At 71.7% G+C, this 19,319-nt stretch carries 24 protein-coding genes, 1 other RNA gene and 1 pseudogene; 11 read left to right on the top strand and 15 right to left on the bottom strand.

From position 1 onward, the window contains the following. The first annotated feature begins 47 nt into the window (after positions 1-47). Positions 48-842 (top strand): annotated as a pseudogene (locus tag VFW71_03845) (PD-(D/E)XK nuclease family protein). Between the two features lie 36 nt (positions 843-878). Here VFW71_03845 and VFW71_03840 read toward each other — a convergent pair. Next, the gene (locus tag VFW71_03840; GenBank protein ID HEU5001897.1) at positions 879-1,532 is read right to left on the bottom strand and encodes an MBL fold metallo-hydrolase; all 654 of its coding nucleotides are present in this window, start codon (positions 1,530-1,532) and stop codon (positions 879-881) included. A gap of 10 nt (positions 1,533-1,542) precedes the next feature. Further along, positions 1,543-3,291, bottom strand: a complete 1,749-nt coding sequence (locus VFW71_03835) for an N-acetylmuramoyl-L-alanine amidase (protein ID HEU5001896.1) — start codon at positions 3,289-3,291, stop codon at positions 1,543-1,545. Between the two features lie 86 nt (positions 3,292-3,377). Between VFW71_03835 and VFW71_03830 the strand changes: the two genes are divergently transcribed. Next, positions 3,378-3,842 carry an SRPBCC family protein gene (locus VFW71_03830; protein ID HEU5001895.1) on the top strand — a complete coding sequence of 155 codons (465 nt, stop codon included), beginning with the start codon at positions 3,378-3,380 and terminating at the stop codon, positions 3,840-3,842. Between the two features lie 764 nt (positions 3,843-4,606). Continuing rightward, the gene (locus VFW71_03825) at positions 4,607-5,062 is read left to right on the top strand and encodes a hypothetical protein (GenBank protein HEU5001894.1); all 456 of its coding nucleotides are present in this window, start codon (positions 4,607-4,609) and stop codon (positions 5,060-5,062) included. A gap of 158 nt (positions 5,063-5,220) precedes the next feature. On the opposite strand, the gene VFW71_03820 is transcribed toward VFW71_03825, so the two are convergent. The 3 genes from VFW71_03820 to thyX are packed head-to-tail and all read right to left on the bottom strand — an operon-like array spanning position 5,221 to position 6,979. After that, positions 5,221-5,523, bottom strand: a complete 303-nt coding sequence (locus VFW71_03820; protein HEU5001893.1) for a hypothetical protein — start codon at positions 5,521-5,523, stop codon at positions 5,221-5,223. 11 nt (positions 5,524-5,534) lie between these two features. Next, entirely contained in the window at positions 5,535-6,287 is a 753-nt protein-coding gene (locus VFW71_03815) for a PIG-L deacetylase family protein (GenBank protein ID HEU5001892.1), read from the bottom strand. Next, complete coding sequence (gene thyX / locus VFW71_03810) at positions 6,287-6,979, bottom strand: FAD-dependent thymidylate synthase (GenBank protein HEU5001891.1); 693 nt, start codon at positions 6,977-6,979, stop codon at positions 6,287-6,289. The genes VFW71_03815 and thyX overlap by 1 nt, the downstream gene beginning before the upstream one ends. Positions 6,980-7,101: 122 nt before the next feature. Here thyX and VFW71_03805 point away from each other — a divergent pair, with 122 nt between their 5' ends. After that, positions 7,102-8,160, top strand: a complete 1,059-nt coding sequence (locus VFW71_03805) for a L,D-transpeptidase family protein (protein ID HEU5001890.1) — start codon at positions 7,102-7,104, stop codon at positions 8,158-8,160. 188 nt (positions 8,161-8,348) lie between these two features. Continuing rightward, entirely contained in the window at positions 8,349-8,699 is a 351-nt protein-coding gene (locus VFW71_03800) for a hypothetical protein (GenBank protein HEU5001889.1), read from the top strand. Positions 8,700-8,738: 39 nt separating this feature from the next. On the opposite strand, the gene VFW71_03795 is transcribed toward VFW71_03800, so the two are convergent. From VFW71_03795 to VFW71_03785, 3 genes are all read right to left on the bottom strand, one after another. Then, positions 8,739-9,146 (bottom strand): hypothetical protein, encoded by a 408-nt coding sequence (locus VFW71_03795; protein HEU5001888.1) that lies wholly within the window; start codon positions 9,144-9,146, stop codon positions 8,739-8,741. A 23-nt stretch (positions 9,147-9,169) separates the two neighbouring features. Continuing rightward, a complete protein-coding gene (locus VFW71_03790; protein ID HEU5001887.1) occupies positions 9,170-10,957 on the bottom strand; it encodes an AAA family ATPase in 1,788 nt (595 codons plus the stop codon). Between the two features lie 101 nt (positions 10,958-11,058). Beyond that, positions 11,059-11,751, bottom strand: a complete 693-nt coding sequence (locus VFW71_03785; protein ID HEU5001886.1) for a DUF5319 family protein — start codon at positions 11,749-11,751, stop codon at positions 11,059-11,061. A gap of 94 nt (positions 11,752-11,845) precedes the next feature. Here VFW71_03785 and VFW71_03780 point away from each other — a divergent pair, with 94 nt between their 5' ends. Together VFW71_03780 and VFW71_03775 are read left to right on the top strand one after the other, a co-directional pair. Continuing rightward, positions 11,846-12,073 carry a DUF3107 domain-containing protein gene (locus VFW71_03780; GenBank protein ID HEU5001885.1) on the top strand — a complete coding sequence of 76 codons (228 nt, stop codon included), beginning with the start codon at positions 11,846-11,848 and terminating at the stop codon, positions 12,071-12,073. 71 nt (positions 12,074-12,144) lie between these two features. Then, the gene (locus VFW71_03775; protein ID HEU5001884.1) at positions 12,145-12,564 is read left to right on the top strand and encodes a TIGR03668 family PPOX class F420-dependent oxidoreductase; all 420 of its coding nucleotides are present in this window, start codon (positions 12,145-12,147) and stop codon (positions 12,562-12,564) included. Between the two features lie 30 nt (positions 12,565-12,594). Here the strand turns inward: VFW71_03775 and VFW71_03770 are convergent, their stop codons facing one another. After that, positions 12,595-12,972: a response regulator gene (locus VFW71_03770; GenBank protein HEU5001883.1), complete on the bottom strand. Its 378-nt coding sequence runs from the start codon at positions 12,970-12,972 to the stop codon at positions 12,595-12,597. 207 nt (positions 12,973-13,179) lie between these two features. On the opposite strand from VFW71_03770, the gene VFW71_03765 reads away from it, so the two are divergent. Beyond that, positions 13,180-13,611, top strand: a complete 432-nt coding sequence (locus VFW71_03765) for an NUDIX hydrolase (GenBank protein ID HEU5001882.1) — start codon at positions 13,180-13,182, stop codon at positions 13,609-13,611. On the opposite strand, the gene VFW71_03760 is transcribed toward VFW71_03765, so the two are convergent. Continuing rightward, complete coding sequence (locus VFW71_03760; GenBank protein HEU5001881.1) at positions 13,519-14,358, bottom strand: aquaporin; 840 nt, start codon at positions 14,356-14,358, stop codon at positions 13,519-13,521. The genes VFW71_03765 and VFW71_03760 overlap by 93 nt on opposite strands. A 91-nt stretch (positions 14,359-14,449) precedes the next feature. Here VFW71_03760 and VFW71_03755 point away from each other — a divergent pair, with 91 nt between their 5' ends. Further along, on the top strand, positions 14,450-15,598 hold the full coding sequence (locus VFW71_03755; protein HEU5001880.1) for a glycosyltransferase family 4 protein: 1,149 nt from the start codon (positions 14,450-14,452) through the stop codon (positions 15,596-15,598). Beyond that, the gene (locus VFW71_03750) at positions 15,589-16,185 is read left to right on the top strand and encodes a GNAT family protein (protein ID HEU5001879.1); all 597 of its coding nucleotides are present in this window, start codon (positions 15,589-15,591) and stop codon (positions 16,183-16,185) included. Before VFW71_03755 ends, VFW71_03750 begins: the two co-directional genes overlap by 10 nt. Before the next feature lie 164 nt (positions 16,186-16,349). Here the strand turns inward: VFW71_03750 and VFW71_03745 are convergent, their stop codons facing one another. Next, positions 16,350-16,727, bottom strand: coding sequence for a RidA family protein (locus VFW71_03745; protein HEU5001878.1), 378 nt, complete (start codon positions 16,725-16,727; stop codon positions 16,350-16,352). A gap of 142 nt (positions 16,728-16,869) precedes the next feature. On the opposite strand from VFW71_03745, the gene VFW71_03740 reads away from it, so the two are divergent. Further along, entirely contained in the window at positions 16,870-17,022 is a 153-nt protein-coding gene (locus tag VFW71_03740) for a DUF5679 domain-containing protein (protein ID HEU5001877.1), read from the top strand. A 71-nt stretch (positions 17,023-17,093) separates the two neighbouring features. On the opposite strand, the gene rnpB is transcribed toward VFW71_03740, so the two are convergent. The 4 genes from rnpB to VFW71_03720 all read right to left on the bottom strand — a co-directional run bounded on the left by rnpB (position 17,094) and on the right by VFW71_03720 (position 19,310). Then, positions 17,094-17,484: RNase P RNA component class A (gene rnpB, locus VFW71_03735), an RNA gene on the bottom strand. 5 nt (positions 17,485-17,489) lie between these two features. Continuing rightward, a complete protein-coding gene (locus VFW71_03730; protein HEU5001876.1) occupies positions 17,490-18,119 on the bottom strand; it encodes a hypothetical protein in 630 nt (209 codons plus the stop codon). Next, the gene (locus tag VFW71_03725; GenBank protein HEU5001875.1) at positions 18,119-18,577 is read right to left on the bottom strand and encodes a ribonuclease HI family protein; all 459 of its coding nucleotides are present in this window, start codon (positions 18,575-18,577) and stop codon (positions 18,119-18,121) included. The genes VFW71_03730 and VFW71_03725 overlap by 1 nt, the downstream gene beginning before the upstream one ends. Positions 18,578-18,587: 10 nt before the next feature. Then, positions 18,588-19,310: a C4-type zinc ribbon domain-containing protein gene (locus tag VFW71_03720; protein HEU5001874.1), complete on the bottom strand. Its 723-nt coding sequence runs from the start codon at positions 19,308-19,310 to the stop codon at positions 18,588-18,590. Positions 19,311-19,319 lie beyond the last annotated feature (9 nt).

The raw sequence follows: 19,319 nt of genomic DNA, 5'->3' as shown, positions 1-19,319 counted from the left end.
CGGGCGCCGGTTCGCCGGCGACGAGTGACCGCCGTAGGATTACGTCCATGGAATTCGCCAGCCAGCTGCGCCCCGCCGCCGGAGCGGCGGAACCTGCTGAGGCGGCGCAGCACCCGCTGGTTTCCCTATCCCCCTCCCGGGCGTCGGATTTCAAGGCCTGCCCGCAGCTGTACAAGTTCCGGGCCATCGATCGGCTCCCCGAGCCCGCCGACCCCTACCGGGCGCGGGGCTCGCTGGTCCACGCCGTCCTGGAGGAGCTCTACCGCCTGCCGCCCGACGAGCGCACGCCGGAGGCGGCCGAACGCCTGCTGCAGGAGGTCTGGGATGCCTGCCGGGCGGAGGAGATCCTGGCAGGCCTCGATCTGCCGGGAGATGCCGAGGACGCCTGGCTCGCCACGGCCGAAACCATGCTGCGCAATGCATTCCTGCTTGAGGACCCCACCGCCGTGGCGGTCGAGGACGTCGAGGTCAAGGTGGCACACGCCACCGAGCACACCGCCCTGCGGGGCATCGTCGACCGCATCGAGCGCCACCCGGACGGCGGGTGGATCTTGGCCGACTACAAAACCGGTCGCAGCCCCTCGGACACCTACGCGCTCGGGGCCTTCTTCGGCCTGCAGTTCTATGCCCTGATCTGCTGGCGGGCCTTCGGCGAGCTGCCCCGGGAGCTGCGCCTGTTCCAGCTCGGCGTCCCCGAGGTGCTCACCCTGCGGCCCACCCTAGAGATGCTGGAGAGCCTGGAGCGCAAGCTGGACGCCCTGGGCGCCGCCGTGCTGCGGGCGATGCGCACCGGCGACTGGCGCCCCCGGCCCAGCACCCTGTGCACCCGGTGCGCACACCGCGGCCTCTGCCCGGCGTGGGTTTCGGCCGAGGCCGGCTCAGCCGCCCCAGCCCCCCAGCTCGCCGACGAACGGGTTGGTGCGGCGCTCCTGGTCGATGGTGGTGGCCGGGCCGTGGCCCGGGAACACGGGGAGGTCGCCCAGCGGGAAGAGCCGGCGGCGGATCGACTCCAGCTCCGCCTCGCCATCGCCCCCGGGGAGGTCGGTGCGGCCGATGGAGCCGAAGAAGAGAGTGTCGCCTGAGAACAGGGCTTCGCCCGGGGCCAGGAGGCTGATGCTGCCCGGCGAGTGACCGGGGGTGTGCAGCACCCCCAGCCGGGCCGCCCCGGCGGTCAGCTCGTCGCCGTCGGCCAGGCGGTGGTCCACATCGGTGGGCGGCGGCAGCCGCTCGCCCAGGAAGAGCAGGCCCGCCTCCTGCTGCATGGCCAGGATGGTGAGGTCGTCGCCGTGCAGGTGGAAGGGGATCCCGAGGCGCTGCCGGAGGGCGTCGGCCGCCAGGACGTGGTCGAAGTGGGCGTGGGTGGCCACCGCTGCCACCAGCTTCAGGGTGTGGGCCTCGGCTGCCGCGATGATGCGGTCCGGGTCGTCGCCCGGGTCGATCACGATCGCCTCCCGGGTGACCGGGTCCCCGACCAGGTAGCAGTTGCACTGGAGGGCGCCGACCACCAGCTGGTCGAAGACGATGAGGGCCATGCGCCAGACCTTACTTGGGCGAGGGCGAGGCCGGCGCCGTCAGGAAGCTGGTGACCGCGGCGGCGATGCCGCTGGCGATCGCCTGCTGGCCCGCTGCGCTGGCGGCGATCGAGCCCTCGAACGGGTCGGTGAGGTAGAGCGGCTCGACCAGGGCGCCGGGCATCTGGCTTGGGGTGGTGAAATACCCCGGGTCGGCCGGGCCGAGGATCAGGAGGTGCCCGTAGTTGGCCGCCGCGCTGGACAGCGCCGGGGCGCCGGCCCCCGAGTCGTCCACCACACCCTGGTCGGGGATCTGCCACCCGCGGGCATTCATCGCCCCGATGATGTCGCTCTGCAGCAGGCTGGCGAGGGTGTTGTTCGAGCCGGCGAACGGCCGGGCACTGTCGTAGGCGGTCATCATGCCCGCCGCCGAGGCACTGGCCGCCGAGTTGAAGTGCACCGAGACCAGGACCGCGGCGTGCGCCTCGTTGGCGCACTGCGTCCGGGCGGCCGTGTCGTTGAACTCCCCCTGCACGCTCAGGATCTGGCCGCTGACGTCGCCCGGCCCCAGCTTCACCACCGGGCCATTGGTCGTACGCGACACGACCACCCGGAAGCCGTGGGCCCGCAGCAGCGGGAGGGCGTCCATGACCACCGGCAGCGTGAGCTCCCGCTCGGCGATCGGGGTGCCGTCGCTGGTGGATCCCTGGGCGCCCGGGTCGGGGCCGCCGTGGCCGGCGTCGAGGAACACGGTCTGGTGGCGGTTGCCGGCGGTCGGCGGGAAGGCGAGGCAGGAGCCCGCCGCGAAAACGGAGGCATTGACCGCCCTCGCGGTCGGGACCGGCGGGGACGTCGGTGCCCGGGTCCCCGGCCCGATCTGCAGCGTCACCACGGCCGCCGTGGCCGCCGGCGTCTCACCGCCGATCAGGTAGCCGGCGCCGTGCTGCACCGCCGCCCCGGCGAAGGCCACCGGGTGGGGCAGTGTGCCCGCCCGGCGCACGTGCCGCCGGGAAGGGTCGAAGGCCGAGACGCTGTCCACCGGCCGGTCGCCGTCGGACCCGCCCGCGACGTAGATCGTCCCGTCCAGGGCCAGAGCGCTCGCCCCGGCCAGCGGCCGGGGCAGGTGGCCGGCGACGCTGACCCGCCGGGAGCGGGTGTCGAGCACCTGGATGTCGTCCACCGGCTGCAAGGTGGTGGACCCACCGAAGAGGTAGACGTCGGTGCCGTGCACGGCGACTGCGGCGTTGGTCACCGGGACCGCCAGCCGGGCGACGCTCCGGAAGTGGGTCCCGTCGGTGGTGGCCAGGATGTCCGCCACCGGCTTGCCGGCGTGGGCACCGCCCAGCACGTAGGCCGTGGCACCCACGACCGCGGCCGCCGCGCCCGACCGGGAGGAGGGCAGCGCGCCCAGCGAGGGATTCCCGCCGGCCGAGGTGATCTCCACCACCGAGCCTGCCGGCCCCGACCCGCCGAGAACCAATGCGGCGCCGTTCAGGATGGCACCGGCAGCGGAGTCGGTGGCCTGGGCGAGGGTGCCGGCGGCGGTAAGCCCGCCGGTGGCGGGATCCAACTGGAAGACGCCGGTGGACGGGGAGCCCTGGGCCGTGCGGCCCCCCAGGATGAGGAGGCTCCCGCCGAGCGGCAGGACCACGGGCCGGGAGACCGGAGCGGCGAGCTTCCAGGGCTCAGCCCGCACCTGCAGGCCCTGGGGAGGAGCCGGCCGGCCGCATGCCACGGTGGCGACCAGGAGCAGCGCGAGGAGAGCGAGGACCGGCCGCACCCGCTCGAACCTATCAATGCCAGCGTAATCTTGGCTGGTAGCGCCGGTAGCGCTGGTAACGCTGATCGCGCTGGTACGGTGCCCGGGTGCCCGTCCAACCGGTCGCCATCGAGATGGCCATCGCTTTGCCCGCCCCGCCCGAGCAGGTGTGGCCGTGGCTGGTGGACTGGGAGCGCCTCGGCGAGTGGATGAAGGAGGCCTCCGGCTTCGAGGTGATCGGCGACCAGCGCGAGGGTCTGGGCGTGCGGGCGAAGGCGTCGGTGCGCATCGCCGGTATCACCACCACCGACACCGTGGTGGTCAGCCGCTGGGAGCCCCCGCACTGGCTGGAGATCCGCCACCGTGGCTGGGTGAAGGGCTCGGGCCTCATGCACTGCCGCCCGACCCCGTCGGGCTCCTACCTCTGGTGGCGGGAGTCGCTCATCCCTCCGGGGGCCTTCCCCTGGCGGCTGGCGACGGGGGCCGGGCTGCACGCGCTGGCGCCGGTGATGCAGCGGGTCTTCGCCCGGGACCTGCGCGAGCTCAGGCGCCTGCTCGAAGGCGGCAGGTAGGCCCCGAGCGGCAGTGCGGCGGGGGCGGGGCTGGTGGAGTAGTACATCCACTCGTTTCCTGCGAGCCTGACCGCCAAGATGGCGGCGAGACTCGCAGGAAAGCGCAGGTAGGACAGATGGCGCCCCATGCCAGATGGGGCGTTAGTGGCGCAGGGGCCGTCCGCACACCTCTCCGTGCGACCCTGCCCGGCGGCTGCGGAACGACGCGGATAGTTTCTTAGCCCCACTCGCGCTACAGTTCGTCCATGGCCACAGCGACACGGCGGCCAGCACCCCCCTCCGGTCCCCGGCCTGCAGCATCGCCGGGTGCCCCTAACAGGCGCGCCCCGGGGTCAACCGGGCAACCGCCTTCCAGCGCAGCGAGGGGCGCAGCGCCCGTAAGGGCCCGCCCTCCGGCTCGGGAGTATCCCGTGAAAGGACGCACGGTCGATCTCGCCCCGCCGAAGCCAGCGGCCCCACGGCAGCCCCCCCGGCAACAGTCACCGCGCCCCGCGGCCTCGCGCGCGGCGGCGCCGAGGCCCGCAGCCCCGGCGAAGGGTGCCCCCAAAGCCGGCGTCCAGGCACCCTTCCCCCAGAAGATCCACACGAAGCCCGAGTCCGGCCCGGCATCGAAGCGCCCGCCCCAGACCGGCCGGGGGCAGACGGCCCCGCCGGCTGGCGCCGCGAAAGCGGCCCCCAAGGCCTCCCGCCCCCGCATCCCGCGGCCCAGTCCCCGTGACAAGGCCCGTCGGGAGCGAGGCATCTTCTTCAAGTGGCTCTGGCTGGTGTACGCCCCGATCGTCTTCACCGCCCTGGTGCTGGTGGTCGCCTTCAACGGGCTGCTCCCCCACCAGGCGACCCTGCCCCTGATCCTCCTGCTGGCCTACGACGCCGGGTGCGTCTGGATGATCACTGAGCGCCGCCGGCGCAAGGTGTCGATTCCCATCCCGCACTCGGTGCTCTTTGGCGCCATCGCCCTGGCCTCCCTCATCCTGGGGGGCGGCATCCTGACCGTCATGGGCACGGACCGCCTCGCCACCAGCGGCGGCCCGACCCTGCTGGTCGCGGGCGTGTTCATGCTGCTCTTCGCCGGCTTCGCCCCCGCCTTCCGGATGCTGGACGCCACGATCCGGTGGTTCGGCCGGGCCCTCTTCCGGCCGCCCCAGAAGCCGGCGAAACGGCCCACCCGGCGCCCGGCCTCCTCGCAGCGCCCCCGCCCCCGGAGCAGGGCGGCCGCCTGACCATCAGCGATACCGATCCGGCCGCCCGGGTGGCGCCCTTCCTCGAGCCCAATGCCGTCGCCCGGGCCGGCGCCCACGTCATCTCGGGGACATTTGTCCCACTGGCCGGGACGAATGTCCCCGAGTTCAGCCGACCTGAGGGGTCACACCACCGCCGTTCAGCCTCCGGGAAGCCCCCGGCGCCCTACCTTCGCCCAGCACCCGGAGTGGTAGTGGCGGCGCTCCTCGGGCAGCCCGGCGGGGAACGCCACCACGTGGACGGCGTCCGGCAGGATCCACCCCTGGCAGTACGGGCAGAGGTAGCGCTTCGTGCCCCGGACGTAGCGGCCCTCGAAGCCCGCCTCCCCGATCGCCCCCGCCGGGCCGGCGATCCTCTGGGCAATCTCCTCCAGCGGCACGACGACCGGTTCGGTCCCCCACCGCCGGACCCCGGGCGGGAGGCGCCGGCTGCGCCGCGGCATCGCCGGCGACGCTACGTCGTCTGGGCGTTGGGGCGGGACTCGAAAAAGAACCCCTTGAACGCCTCGGCGTACTCGAAGCCGGTGCCGCCCCGCTCGGCGGTCAGCTTCGCCATCTCCCGGACCCGGTCGCCCAGCGCCCCATACCCCCCTAGCTGGGAGTGGTGCGCCCGCAGGGCCTCGAGCTTGGTCTCGATGTGGGCGGTGATGTCCACGTAGTAGTCGGCGTTGTTGGTGTTCGCCAGCAGGGCGGCCTTCGGGCTGTGCGGCAGGAACCCCTGGTCGTAGAGCTCCGCCCGGTACAGGGGCGTTGTCGAGGCGCCCGGGTTCACGGCGGCGGCGAAGACCAGGCCCGCCGCCCGGTGGTCGGGATGGTTCACGTAGCGCTGCTCGGCATAGAACGTGGAGGGATCGGGGCCGACCACGACATCGGGCTTGTAGCGGCGGATCTCGCGGATGACATCCCGGCGGATCTCATGGCTGTCCTCGAGGTAGCCGTCCTCGTAGCCCAGGAACACCACGCCTTTGAGGCCGGCCACCGCAGCCGCGGCCCGCTGTTCGGCCTCCCGCAGGGCGATGAGGTCTTCCCGGGCGACATCGGGGTTGTTGGAGCCCATGGCCCCGTTGGAGATGATCACGAGGACAACATCCTTGCCCTCGGCCGCCCATCGGGCCATGGTCCCGCCGGACGAGAACTCGCCGTCGTCGGGGTGGGCGCACACCACAAGGGCGCTGGTGAAGTCGATCGCAAGCAGCGGGTCATCCATTAAGGTGCCTTTCGTCCGAACTCTTCGAAGGCGGCGTGTGTCGCCGGCATCAGGGTGGCGAAGAACTCCTCGGCGGCGGCGGCGTACTGGCGGATCTCCCACATGGCCGCCTCGGCGTTGCGCAGGGCGAGGAAATTCATGAGCGCCCGGGCGTTGACGCTCCAGTAGAACTCGGTGTAGATGCCCACAGGAAGGACCAGGCGGGCGAGCTCCCGGGCGACGCCCATCTCCAGCAGCTCCTGGTAGCGGTTCCACGCCTCCTGGTACTGCTTGGCCAGCAGGTCCTGCGCCGCCGCCGCCACGTCGGGTGCCACCGGCTCAAAGGTGTAGGCGCCGGGCTTGCCCACCTGGGTGCGCATGTTCTCGGCGGCCGGGATGTAGAAATCGTCGATCGCCGAGGAGTAGCGCAGGCTGTGCTCGTTGAAGCTGCTCCAGCGGTGGCGCATCCACTCCCGGGCCACGGCGATGGGGCACCGGATGTGGTAGCGGAAGAAGTTGTGCTCGAAGGGCGAGGCGTGCCCGTTGCGCATGAGGAAGCGGATCAGGCCCTCGTCCTTGGGCCGCATCTCCTCGGTCATCTGCAGGAACGAGACCCGGGCGCCGTTCACCACCGAGAGGTCCGACGCCTCGGCGGCGTCGAGGCGGACGAAGCCGTGGTCGAGGACGGGCAGCGAGTCGCCGGGGCCGGGCATGCCCCCAGACTACCCTTGGCGCCGGATCGCCAGGCCGAGGTCCCGGAGCGAGCCAGTGGCGCGTTCCGCCGGGGTGGGTGAAACTTCCCCACGTGCAGAGCCTGGTACATGGCCGCGTCGGGATGGGCGCACTGAGCATCGCCGCCGCGACAGTCGTGGTGCTGGCGCTCGTCGCCTCCCAGGACGGGGCCACGAAGGCCGCCCCCCGCAGCGGCCACGCCGCCCTCGCCGCCCCGGGTCAGAGCCCGAGCCCCAGCCCGTCGCCCAGCCCGAGCCCCTCGCCCGCCCCCAGCCCGAGCCCCAGCCCGGTGCCGCCGCCCGACCCCAACCCGCATCTCGGGACATCCGGTCCCCAGGTCACCCAGATCCAGACCAGCCTGACCGCCCTGCACTACATGGTGGGCAGCGTCGACGGCCAGTTCGGCGGCGGCACCCGTGACGGGCTGGTCGCCTTCCAGAAGGTCGAGGGCCTGACCCGCTCGGGCGAGGGCGACCCCGCCACCCTGGCCAAGCTCGCCAGCGCCACGACCCCGGCGCCGGCCTATGCCACCCCTGCAGACCACATCGAACTCGACATCGCCCACCAGGTGGTCTACGTCGTGCGGGGCGGCACGGTCAGCGAGATCCTGCCCACGTCGACGGGGTCGGGCCGCACCTACACCGAGAAGGGCTACTCCAAGCCGGAGAAGGCCATCACGCCCAACGGCGTCTTCACCGTGTACTGGAAGGTCAACGGTTGGCACCAGGCCCCCCTGGGCGACCTCTACAAGCCGTCGTTCTTCAACGGGGGCATCGCCTTCCATGGGTACCCCTCGGTGCCGACTTACCCCGCCTCGCACGGCTGCTCCCGGCTCCCGATGGAGTTCGCCGACTGGTTTTTCACCAGCGCCGCCCCCTACGGTGAGACGGTGTACGTCTACGGCGGCCCGAGCGGCCCGAACCCCGACCCGGTGCAGCAGAACTCGACCGCCACCGAGGCCCCGCCCACCAGCCTGAACGACAACGCCCCGGCCACCTCGCCGACCCCGAGCCCGATCCCCTCGCCCAGCGCCCCGGGGCTGCTGAATCTGCTCGCCCCCTCGCCCAGCCCGACCCCGCCGCCGAGCCCGCTCCCGTCGCCCAGCCCGAGCCCAATTCCCTCGCCAATCACCACCCCACTGCCGAGCCCCAGCCCCTCGTAGAGACGCGTTGTCCCCCAAACGGCCGGTGTGATGGTGGTGCTAGCACCCCCGCAAAACAGGCATGCTGGCACCCCTTGCCTCTCTCCCCGAGTGGGCCGATAACTCTCCTACGCAGGTCTTCGTAGCCCCCTCGTAGCACCCATGCAGGAGGGTTACGAGGGGGAACCTGGGGTAAGGGGGAGTGCACGGTGGAAGTGCAGGCGGAATGCCCGTGGTGCGGCCTGGTGACGGTCAAGCCCCAGCAGGTCCGCTGTGCCATGGACCCGGAGGGCGAAGCGGCACTGTGCCAGCTCGAGTGCCCGGTCTGCCACCGCCTGGTCTGGGCACGCACCACCGCCGAGGGAGTCGTCCTCATCCTCAACTCGGGCGGCAGCGCCATCACCGGCCTCGTCCCCTTCGAACTGCTGGAGCGGCGCAACGGCCCGCCCCTGCTGTGGGACGAGATCCTGGATCTGCTCTCCGAGCTGGAATCCTCCGCCTGCCCGCAGGCCGAACTGCTCGGCACCAGGTGGGCGCCCCGCCAGACCAGCCAATCCTGAGCCAGTCCTGAGCCAGTCGTAGCCCGCCGGCCGGACCGGCTACGAGTCCTTCTTCTCCTTGGTCCCGGCCCCTTTCCGGCCCGCGGACGCGGCCGAGGAGCGCACGGCGTCCGAGGCCACCTTGCCCGCGGTCTTCGCCACCTCGACCGTCGAGCGGGCGACGCCCGCAGTCTTGGCCGCGACCTTCTTCACCTCGTCGGACTTGCCGATCCCCGCCGCCCCGGCGGCCAGCACCCGGGTGGCCGCCTTGGCCGCCGCTTCCATCGCCTTGATGGCGTCGCCGGCCTGGGAGTGGGCGTCGTGGAACTCCTTGGAGTGGCGCAGCTCGTCGCCGGTGGCCTTGGCGATGTGCCCTGCCCGGTCGGCTGCCTTCTTCAGGCTCGAGACCGCGTCGCGCAGGTGCTTCTGGGTCTCCTTCAGCTCGCTCTTCAGCTTCGGATCCGCCATGGCGGGCCTCCTTTCGGGGTCGGCTACAAGATCGCGCCGGGGGGCAGCTGCTTGGCCGTCCGGGCGGCCACCTTGTCGGGGAAGATCTCCGACATCAGGGACTCCAGCTGGTCGCCCACCAGTTCCTCCCGGTCCAGGAGCTCGTCCCGGATGCGCTCGACCGCGACCCGCCGGTTGCGCAGGATCTCCGAGACCTCGTCCTTGCAGCGCCGCAGCAGGGCGTCCACCTCGGCCCGGATCTCTTTCTGGCCCAGCATGAAGGCCGCCCCCTGGGGGTCGCCGGTCACGCCGTTGGGGATGACGGTGTAGGAGATGAGCTGGTCGCCCATGCCGTAGACGCCCAGGTACTGCAGGGCCACGCGGGTGGCGGTCTGCAGGTCGCCGGCGACGCCGCTGGTGGAGGTGCCGAACCAGATCTCCTCGGCCGCCATGCCGGCCAGGGACACCTTCAGGTCGGTCAGCAGGCTCTCCTTGGTGGCGCTGAAGTGCTCCTCCAGCTCCATCGAGTGCACGAGCCCGAGGGCCTCCTGGCGCTTGATGATGGTGATCACCTGGATCCGCATGTCCTCGGAGCGCAGCTCGTGGGCAGCCACCGCGTGGCCCGCCTCGTGCACCGCGGTCATGACCTTCTCCCGCTCGGTGTACTTCACCGGCTGCTTGAGGCCGATCTCGTCGATCAGCTTCGCCTGCCAGATGTCTTCCCAGGTCAGGGCATCCCGGCCGTCCTGCAGGGCGACGATCAACGCCTCGTTGACGATGTTCTTCACCCGGGCGGGCGAGTAGCCAATGGTCATCTGGGCGAATTTGCCGATGTCGATGGGGGCGTGCTTCACCTTGCCCAGGTAGTAATCGATGATGTCGATCCGGCCCTCCTTATCGGGCAGGCCGACGTGGATCTTGCGGTCGAAGCGTCCCGGGCGCAGCAGGGCGGGGTCGAGCACCTGCGCCCGGTTGGTGGCCGCCACGATGAGGATGTTGTAGGAGGGCACCTTCGGCTTCATCCGCAGGTAGCGGCGCACGTTGCGCATGATGCCCTTGGGCATCACGAGGCCGTCCATCTGCACCAGCAGCTCGTTGACGATGCCCGCCCCCAGGCCGCCACCCGGGCTCATGAAGCGGTCGACCCGGCCCCAGAGGCCGGCGCGGGGCTCCTCGACCGGCGTGGAGGCCGACGACACGCCCGCCCCCCGGGAGCCGAGAGCATCGATCTCGTCGATGAAGATCACGGCGCCGTCGTAGCGCTTGACGTACTTCTTGGCCTTGCGGAACAGCATCATCACCCGCATGTTGCCGACGCCCATGAACATGTTGGCGAAGCTGGTGGCCGAGGTGTAGATGAACGGGACGCCCACCGTGCCCGCCACCGCCTTGGCCATCAGGGTCTTGCCGGTGCCCGGGGGACCCTCGAAGAGGATGCCGTGGGGCGGGTAGCCGCCCAGCTCCCGGAACTCCCGGAAGCCCCGGAAGAGCTTGACGACCTCCTGCACCGACTCGACGACCGGGGCCTGGCCCTTCACGTCGTCGAAGGTGACGTCGTACTCGTAGGGGAATACCGTGTAGGTCCGGCCCCGGGACAGCAGCCAGAGCATGAGCCCGATCTCCAGCAGTGCCGCACACGACAGCGCCAGCATGATGAAGATCACGCCTTCCTGGCGCTGGAAGAAGTGGCCGATCGCCGCGTTGGCCTCGCCCGCGGTGCAGACCGAAACACATGTGGCGTGGGTCTCGAACAGCCAGAGGTAGGCCAGGTAGGCCAGCACCACTGCAAGGATGCGCGGGACCCAAATCTTCAGCCGATTCTGCAGGGGCATTGCGCTATCCGATCTGCTCGACTGTCCGGAAAATGATACCTGCTGAGCAGGAACGTCGGCCTCCCGGCATGCGGACTTGAGGTCCTGAGAGCAGATGGTGCTTAGTCCTTTTGGACCCCCTCCCCGCCATCCGGGGTGTCGCTCGGCCCTCCGTCTGGGTCTGCAGGACCGCCGTCCGCTCCCCCGTCCGGGGGGTCGCCCGCCTCGGCGGTGAGGTCGAGACTGGCCTCCTCCGGCGCCGGAGACGCGGTCTCGGGGTCGAACACCGGCGCCTCGAAGCCGGAACGCTCCACCAGCTCACGGATTCGGGTCTCGGACCAGCCCTGCTTGCGCAGCTCGATCATGAGGTTGACCACTCCCAGCTGGCGGCCGCAGGTGGGGCAGAAGGCCCAGGCATAGCCCCCTTCGGGAAGGTGGCTGCCGCACCAGGCGCAGGTGTCCTCGCCCGAGCGATCCTCGGTGAAGGCCTCGTAGCCGTCCAGGAAGCCCAGGGCGTAGTCCCAGGTGACGTACTCGTCCGGGTCCGGCTCCCAGGCCGGCTCGTGGACCGGCGGCTCGCCCGACTCCAGGATCTGGCGGAGGTTGTCCGCCAGGAGGTCCCAGCCCAGGAAGTGGTCGTCCTCGCAGTCCGGGCAGTACACGACGACGCCCTTGATGCCCCGCTGGGCGAGCACGGATTTCAGCGTATTGACATCGACCAAGTCCTGTTGGAGAGCCTCCCGTTCTTCGGCGTCGATCTCCTCGGGGTCGCCATCGAAGTCGTCGGGCGGGTCGATGTGCTCTTCGTAAGCCATCTCACCTATCCTACTCGCAGGCCTTTGCCCCGGCTCCCGGGTTCCTCGCACCACGTCCAGTGACCACGGGCCGACGACAAGAAGGAGAACGAGCGTGATCGAAGTTCGCATCGGGGTAGTGGAGTCACCCAAGGAGCTGATCTTGGAGCTCGAGGAGGATGCCGAGGACCTGATCGACAAGGTGAAGGCCGCCTCCGCCGAGACCGGGGGCATGGTCTGGCTCACCGACTCCAAGGGCAAGCAGGTGGGCGTCACGGCCAGCCGGATCGCCTACATGGAGATCGAGGCCGAGCGGGCACGCAAAGTGGGGTTCGGGGGCTGAGGCAGATCCCGGACTCCCGACCCGCGCGCATGCCGGGGATTTGCGCACCCGTGCCTCTATAATCCGCCGCGATGGCGCCCCCCGGACACTTCAGCTCCCTGCTCAGGGCACGCCGCGGCTACCTCGCCACGATCGGCCAGCAGGGCGATCCCCGGGTGGTGCCGGTGTGCTTCACCTGGGCCGGCGACCAGATCTGGACGGCCATCGACGGCAAGCCCAAGACCACCGACATCCCTGCCCGGGTGCGGGACATCCGCGCCCACCCCAAGGTGGCCTTCACGGTGGACCGGTGGGACGAGGACTGGAGCCGGCTGGCCTGGCTGCAGGCCCGGGGACGCGGCGTGGTCCTCCCCGAGGGGCCGGAGGCGGAGCGGGCCCGGGCGGCCCTGCGGGACAAGTACCCGCAGTACCAGACGACCCCGCTGCACGGCCTGGTGATCCGGGTGGACATCGACCAGTGGGTGGGGTGGGACCCGGAGTCGGTGGAGTAGGAACCGGGCAGGAACCGAGCGGGCGCAGCCCTACTGGTCGCCGACGTGGCCCACCAGGGAACCGATGCGGTCCAGCAGCTTCACGGGTTCGAAGGGCTTGGCGAACACGTTCTCGTCCCCGATCATGCTGCGGCAGCGGTCCAGCGCCTCGTAGCGGCCGCTCACCACGATCACGGGCAGGGCAGTGGTTTCGGGGTTCGTGCGCAGCCGGGCCAGGACACGCTCACCGTCGATCTCGGGCATCATCAGGTCGAGGATCATGAGGGCCGGGTTGACCTCGCCCGCCTTCTCCAGTCCCTCGAAGCCATCCCGGGCCTCGACGATCTCGTAGCCCTCCACCTCCAGGAGCACCTTCAGCAGCTCGCGGACCGAGGGATCGTCCTCCACGAGGAGGATCGTGATGCTCATGGGGCGCTGTTCCGCCTCCTCCGCAACCCTCATTACGTCGTCGGGCTGCCATCTCTGCTTACCTATTTCCTGCGCTCCGCCTTGGCTACGGCTTTTACTGCGCTCCGCCTCCGGCTCCGCTGGCCTTCCTCTGCAACCCTACGACGTTGCCGAAGGCCGCGCAGCGTGGCCAACAGCTCGGGGGAGACTTCGGTAGGCTCCGCCGGCATGGGAGGCCGGCCGGAGGTCGCCGTGGGCGCCGTGGCGGTGCGCGGCGGCTCGATCCTGCTGATCCGGCGGGGCCAGCCCCCCTCCGAGGGGCGCTGGTCGCTGCCCGGGGGGCGGGTCGAATGGGGGGAGTCGCTGGCCGGCGCCCTCGCCCGGGAGGTCCTCGAGGAGACCGGCATCGAGGTGGCGGTCGGGGCACTGGCCGGGGTGGTCGAGCGGCGCTACCTACCCGAGTTCCACTACGTGATCCTCGACTACCACGTGACCGCCGCGGGGGGCGCGCCCCGGCCCGGGGGCGACGTCACCGACGCCCGCTGGGTCCCGCTCGCCGAGCTGGAGTTAGGTGCCGTCTCCCTCGCCGACCGGCTCGTCGAGGCCCTGCGCGATTTCGGCGTCCTGCCCGCCGGTGAAGGAGCTGGCGGGAGCGCCTGAGCCCACCGGCGCCAGCTCGTCCTCGTCGTCCTCGAGCTCCTCCTCCGCCGCCTCGATCTCCTCCTCGGTGGGGGCCGGGCTGAAGATCACCTCGTAGGTCAGCGAGCCGAGCAACGCACCCAGCAAGGGGCCCGCCACCCACACGATCCAGCTGGCGAAGTGCGTCCCGGCGACCGCCGGCCCGAACCAGCGGGCGGGGTTGACCGCCGCCCCGGTGAAGGAGACGCCCACCAGGCCGGCCGCCGCCACCGACAGTCCGACCACCGCCGGCGCCGCCCGCGGGTGGCCCCGGTCGTCGATGCACACCGCCCAGAAGGCGAAGGTGACGAAGAAGGTGAGCAGGGTCTCCAGCCCCGCCCCCCGCAGCGTGCTGATCCCGGCGGCCAGCCCGGGGACCCCCCCGCTGGCGAAGTCGAAGGCGCTCTTCGGCGCCAGGGCCCGCAAGAGGAACCCGGCGATCAGCGCTCCGGCGAGTTGCGCCACCACGTAGCCGAGGGTGTCCTGGATCGACAGCCGCTTGGAGACGTAGGCCGCAATGGATATCGCCGGGTTCAGGTGCCCGCCCGAGACCGGCATGACGATGGCCATCGCCACCGCTACGCCGGCGCCGTAGGCGGCCACCAGGCCCAGGGGCCCGAACGAGTCGGCGAGGCGGACGTGGGTCAGGAACACGTCCGCGACCACGGTCCCGGCCGCGAGGAACACCACGAAGAAGGTACCGACCAGCTCGGCCAGGTAGCGGCGCACGGGTCCAGCCTCCCAACGATTGAGGGCACACGGAGCGTCGTGGCTGCACCTCGGCAGCCGCGGACCGGACCTATCCTAAACTCGCTGGGTCGTGCGCCTGCTGGAGATCACCAACGACTTCCCCCCGACCCTCGGTGGCATCGAGAACTACATCTACTCGCTGGTGGCCCGCTGGGACCCCGGCGAGGTCGTGGTCCTGACCCGGGACCGGCCCGGGGCGGCGCGGGTGGATGCCACGCTCGGTGCCCGGGTCCACCGGATGCCGGTCGGTACCCTGCTGCCCAGCCGGCGGGTGTGGGCCCGGGTCTCGGGCCTGCTGGCCGAGGGCCAGTTCGACATGGTGCACTTCGCCAGCCCACTTCCCCTGGCCCTCCTCGGCCCGCGCATCACGCACGCCACCGGCATCCCCTACGCGGTGTCGGTGCACGGGGGAGAGTTTGTGGCCGGCGCCCGCCTGGCGCGGCCCCTGATGCAGCGCGCCCTGGGCGGCGCCGCCGTGGCGCTGCCCGTGTCGCAGTTCACCCGGGACGCCATCCTGGCGCTGCTCCCCGACCCCCCGCCCACCGAGGTGATCTCCCCGGGCGTGGACGCCTGCGCCTTCTCGCCCGAGCGCCCCCCGGCGTTCGGCGCAGACCCGGGGTCCGGGCCGGGGGGGCCGGTCGTGCTCACCGTGTGCCGCCTGGTGGCCCGCAAGGGGCCGGCGACCCTCATCGCCGCCCTTCCCCGGGTGCGGGAGGCCCACCCGGGCACGACCCTCGCCATCGTGGGCGGGGGGCCGGACCGCCGCCGGCTGGAGCGGGTGGCCGCCGCCCGGGGCCTGCAGGATTCGGTGCGCTTCCTCGGCCCCCAGCCCTGGGACACGCTGGGTGGGTACTACGCCGCCGCCGACGTCTTCGCCCTCCCCACCCGGGAACGGTTCTGGCGCCTGGAGACCGAGGGGTTCCCGCTGGTGTTCCTCGAGGCGGCCGCCGCCGGGCTGCCCAGCGTCGCCGGGGCCGCCGGCGGGGTGCGCGAGGCGGTGGTGGACGGGGAGACCGGCGTGATCGTGGACGGCCGCGACGCCGGGGCGACCGCCACCGCCCTCATCCGGCTGTTGGACGACCCCGCTGCGGCCCGTGCGATGGGCGCTGCCGCCCGGGAGCGGGCGCGGGTGCTGTTCTCCTGGGAGCGGGTAGTCGAGCGCTTCCGGACCGCCCTGGAGAAGGCCCTCTCGGGCCACGCCCGCCCGGGGTGGCCGTGACCGAGGGCCGGGAGGGGCCCGGCATCGTCGCGCTGGGCACCTCGGTGTTCCTGCGCCGTCCCGAGAAGGGCGACGAGACCGAGTTCCTCGCCATGATCGCCGCCGGCACCGACTTCTACCGGCCGTGGATCAACCCACCCTCCAGCCCGGACGAGTTCGCCGCCTACCTGGTGCGGGCCTCCCGGCGCACCGGCGACGCCTTCCTGGTCTGCCTGGTGGCCTCGGGCGCCATCGTGGGGGCGTTCAACCTGGCAGAGCTCTCCGCCCGGGGCCGCACCGCATTCATCAGTTACTACGTCCACCCGTCCTATGCCCGCCAGGGGCTCATGCGGGAGGGCCTGCAGCTCCTCCTGGGCCACGCGTTCGGCCCGCTCGGCCTGGTGGCGCTGGGAGCGAGCATTCAGCCGGGCAACGCGGCATCCGCCGGCCTGGTGGCGCAGGCCGGCTTCCGGCCGGAGAAGGCTCCGCCCCGCTACCTGCGCCTGTTCGGGGTGTGGCGGGGCCACCCGACCTGGTCGCTCACCGCCGCCCGGTGGCGGGCACTGGCGGCCGACACCGAGGCCGAGCAAGCGGGGGCGCCGGATTGAGCACGCTGGGGCCGGCCGGGGCGGGGCGGGGCGATGCACGCCATTCGGGGCCGGGCGCCGAGATACCTGGAGGAGTAGTACATCTCCTGGCTGTACCACGCCGCCAACAATGCCCGGGAGCGGTATGGGCGCCCGTCGCCGGCACCGGAACGGACGGGTCTGCGTCAGGCCTGGGCGACGACCTCGATCTCCACGGCGGCGCCCTTGGGCAGGGCGGCCACGCCTATCGTTGAGCGGGCCGGCGGGACGTCGGAGAAGAAGCGGCCGTAGACCTCGTTCATGGCCGGGAAGTCGGCCATCGACACCAGGAAGACGGTCGTCTTCACCACATCGGCCGGCTCGAGACCGGCGGACGCCAGGACCGCCCGCACGTTCTCCAGGACCCTGGTGGTCTGCTCGGCGATCCCGCCGCCCACCAGCTCCCCGGTCTCCGGGTCCAGGGGGATCTGGCCCGAGCAGAACAGGTAGTCCCCGGCCCGGACGGCCTGCGAGTACGGCCCGATGGCCGCCGGGGCCCCCGACGAGGAGATCGCGGTCTTCACGGGGAGATCCGGCTGGGGCACGGTACGTCGGGTAGGGTGAAGGGGAAGGTCAGCGTCGCCATGGCCTCACGCTACCACCGCAACCGCCGGGCTCCGTCTGAGTCCGGAGCCGGTTTGGAGCCGGATCAGGAAAGGAGCTCGCATGCCGTCGTATGAGGGGTACTGCGTCAAGTGCCGCACCAAGCGGCCGTTCGAGGGCGAGAAGAAGGACCTCCCCAACGGCCGTACCGCCGCCCAGGGCACCTGCCCGGTGTGCGGGACCAAGATCACGAGGATGCTGGGCAAGTCCGCTTAGCGGACCCCACCGAGGCCTCACGGAGGCCTACCGGGCTGGAGGTAGGCGGGAAGGAGCCCGGAGGCCCCTTCCGCCGCAGTTGGCCTGTAGGCCGGGTTCTGTCCGCCGCCCCCGGCCGTGGCCTCGGGCGGCGGGGCGACCATCCATCTCGAACCGGCGTTGCCGCCGGCCTCTAGCGACCTACCCGGGGCGGTGGAGGCGGGCAGCCCCGTGTCCCCTGTTGGTCTTGCTCCAGGTGGGGTATTCCGAGCCGCCCCGGTCACCCGGGGCGCTGGTGCGCTCTTACCGCACCGTTTCACCCTTACCCCCCGGCCACCCCATCGGGCGCCCGGAGGGCGGTTTGCTTTCTGTGGCACTGTCCGCCGGTCACCCGGCCTGGGCGTTACCCAGCACCCTGCCCTGTGGAGCCCGGACCTTCCTCAGCCCCGTGCGCAACGGGGCCGCGATCGCCCGGCCAACTGCGGCGATCATTGTAAGCCCGAGCCGAGCCCGTCTGGCGCCCCACCGTCCGGCGCCGCCCCATCCCCGGCCGCCCCATCCCCGGCCGCACCGCCAGGCGTAGCGCTGCCCGCCCTCGGTGGGCGAGCCGAAAGGGCGCCGGTGCGCAGGAACTCCACCCGGGGGCCGGCCCGGCCCAGCTGGAAGGCGAAGGCGGCGTAGGCCAGCACCGCCAGGCCCACCAGTTCCCGCACGACGGCCCAGGCACTGAGGGGCAGGATGGCCCCCGCCAGCCCACCGCCGGCGGGCAGCTGGGTGAAGTGGGTGCCGAGCATCGGCCAGAACAATCCGACCGGGTCGCCCAGCATCCCTGCCAGCAAGAGGTGGACCACCACCGCCATCGGGATGACGAACCACCGCCGGGCGGTTGCGCCCCGCAGGGCGAACATGATCACCAGCGCCAGGACCACGGCGAAGGCGAACGTGTGGGCGTACAGGTGCACCCCGAGGTGCGTGTGGCGCTCGACGGTGAGGCGCAGCGGCACATCGACCAGGACGGGCAGGACCAGGCCGACCAGGGCCAGCCGGTAGTCCACCCGGCGGGGGCCGAGGGTGACGAGCAGGAGCGCGCTGCCTACCCCCAGGTACCAGAAGAACACTAGAAGAGCGGCCCGGCGTCCCGTCCGCTGATCCGGGCGGGCGGCTCCGCCGAGGGGTTGTCCCGGTCCACGCCGAGATTGGCCAGCTCGTCCGCCCGTTTGTTGCCTCCCCGGGGGACTGCCTGGTAGCGGATGCGGGTGAACTCGCCCGCCAAGGTGCGGGCGGCCGCCCACAACGGTCGCAGGCCTTCGTGTCTGACCTTCCAGGCCCCGCGCATCTGCTCCACCATCAGCGTCGAGTCGGAGAACACCGCCAGCTCGGTGACGCCGTGGCTCCGGGCGAGCCGCAGGGCCTCGATGAGGGCGGTGTACTCGGCGACATTGTTGGTCGCCCACCCGATGCCCTTGGCCAGCTCATCGACCACCGCGCCGTCGGGGTCGGTCAGCACCACCCCGACGCCGGCCGGGCCCGGGTTGCCCCGGGCGGCACCGTCGGTGCGCACCTGCCACTCCCCCACCCGCAGACCCCTAGAGGACGACGAGGATGCGCCGGCACTCGTCGCACCGGGTCAGGCCGGAGGCGCTGCGCACCCGCTCGGCCTCCATGGCGGGCAGGCGCATGTGGCAGCCCTGGCACACGCCGTCCACCATCGCCGCTGCCCCGATCCCGGACTTGTGGGCCCGGATGGTGTCGTACAGGCCGAGCAGCTCGGACTCGATGCGGGGGGGCCAGACCGCCCGCTCGGCCTGGGCGGCGCTGAGCTGCACGCCCAGCCCCTCGGAGGCGTGGTCCCGCAGGATGCGGGCCTGAGCGATCTCCTCGAGCACGGCGGTGCGCTCGTCGAGCAGCGCCTGGTGTTCGGCCTCGATCCCGTCCCGCTCCTCCATGACCTCGAGGTCGTTGTCCTCCAGGATCCCCTTCCGGCGCTTCAGGGCCTCGATCTCCCGGGAGATGTCGGACAGCTCCTTGGCGTTCTTCACCATGCCCGAGTAGAGCCGGTTCGACTCGCCGGCGATCTTCTGGCCTACCGAGTCCACCTCGTTGTCCAGGCGGCGCTGCCGGACACTGACCTCGTCCAGGGCCTGCTTGCGCTCGGCGATCTGGACGTCGAGGTCGGCCAGCCGGGCCTCGAGGGCATCAAGGGCGGCCTGCTCCGGCAGGTGGCTGAGCCGGGCCTCGATGCGGTCGATGGCCGTATCGATCTTCTGGAGTTCCAGCAAGCTGAGTAGGGCTTCGCGGGAGGGGTCCACGCCTGAAGT

Source organism: Actinomycetota bacterium (genome assembly GCA_035765775.1).
Taxonomy (GTDB): domain Bacteria; phylum Actinomycetota; class CADDZG01; order JAHWKV01; family JAOPZY01; genus DASTWV01.
This window is presented reverse-complemented; position numbering and strand designations above follow the sequence as displayed.

Excerpts from the sequence above, each read along its gene's own strand:
- VFW71_03840 (HEU5001897.1), bottom strand. The coding sequence starts at position 1,532 with ATGGCCCTCATCGTCTTCGACCAGCTGGTGGTCGGCGCCCTCCAGTGC.
- VFW71_03795 (HEU5001888.1), bottom strand. The coding sequence starts at position 9,146 with ATGGCGGATCCGAAGCTGAAGAGCGAGCTGAAGGAGACCCAGAAGCAC.
- VFW71_03790 (HEU5001887.1), bottom strand. The coding sequence starts at position 10,957 with ATGCCCCTGCAGAATCGGCTGAAGATTTGGGTCCCGCGCATCCTTGCA.
- thyX (HEU5001891.1), bottom strand. The coding sequence starts at position 6,979 with ATGCCCGGCCCCGGCGACTCGCTGCCCGTCCTCGACCACGGCTTCGTC.
- VFW71_03765 (HEU5001882.1), top strand. The coding sequence starts at position 13,180 with ATGGGAGGCCGGCCGGAGGTCGCCGTGGGCGCCGTGGCGGTGCGCGGC.
- VFW71_03805 (HEU5001890.1), top strand. The coding sequence starts at position 7,102 with ATGGGCGCACTGAGCATCGCCGCCGCGACAGTCGTGGTGCTGGCGCTC.
- VFW71_03740 (HEU5001877.1), top strand. The coding sequence starts at position 16,870 with ATGCCGTCGTATGAGGGGTACTGCGTCAAGTGCCGCACCAAGCGGCCG.
- VFW71_03815 (HEU5001892.1), bottom strand. The coding sequence starts at position 6,287 with ATGGATGACCCGCTGCTTGCGATCGACTTCACCAGCGCCCTTGTGGTG.
- VFW71_03785 (HEU5001886.1), bottom strand. The coding sequence starts at position 11,751 with ATGGCTTACGAAGAGCACATCGACCCGCCCGACGACTTCGATGGCGAC.
- VFW71_03775 (HEU5001884.1), top strand. The coding sequence starts at position 12,145 with ATGGCGCCCCCCGGACACTTCAGCTCCCTGCTCAGGGCACGCCGCGGC.
- VFW71_03820 (HEU5001893.1), bottom strand. The coding sequence starts at position 5,523 with ATGCCGCGGCGCAGCCGGCGCCTCCCGCCCGGGGTCCGGCGGTGGGGG.
- VFW71_03770 (HEU5001883.1), bottom strand. The coding sequence starts at position 12,972 with ATGAGCATCACGATCCTCCTCGTGGAGGACGATCCCTCGGTCCGCGAG.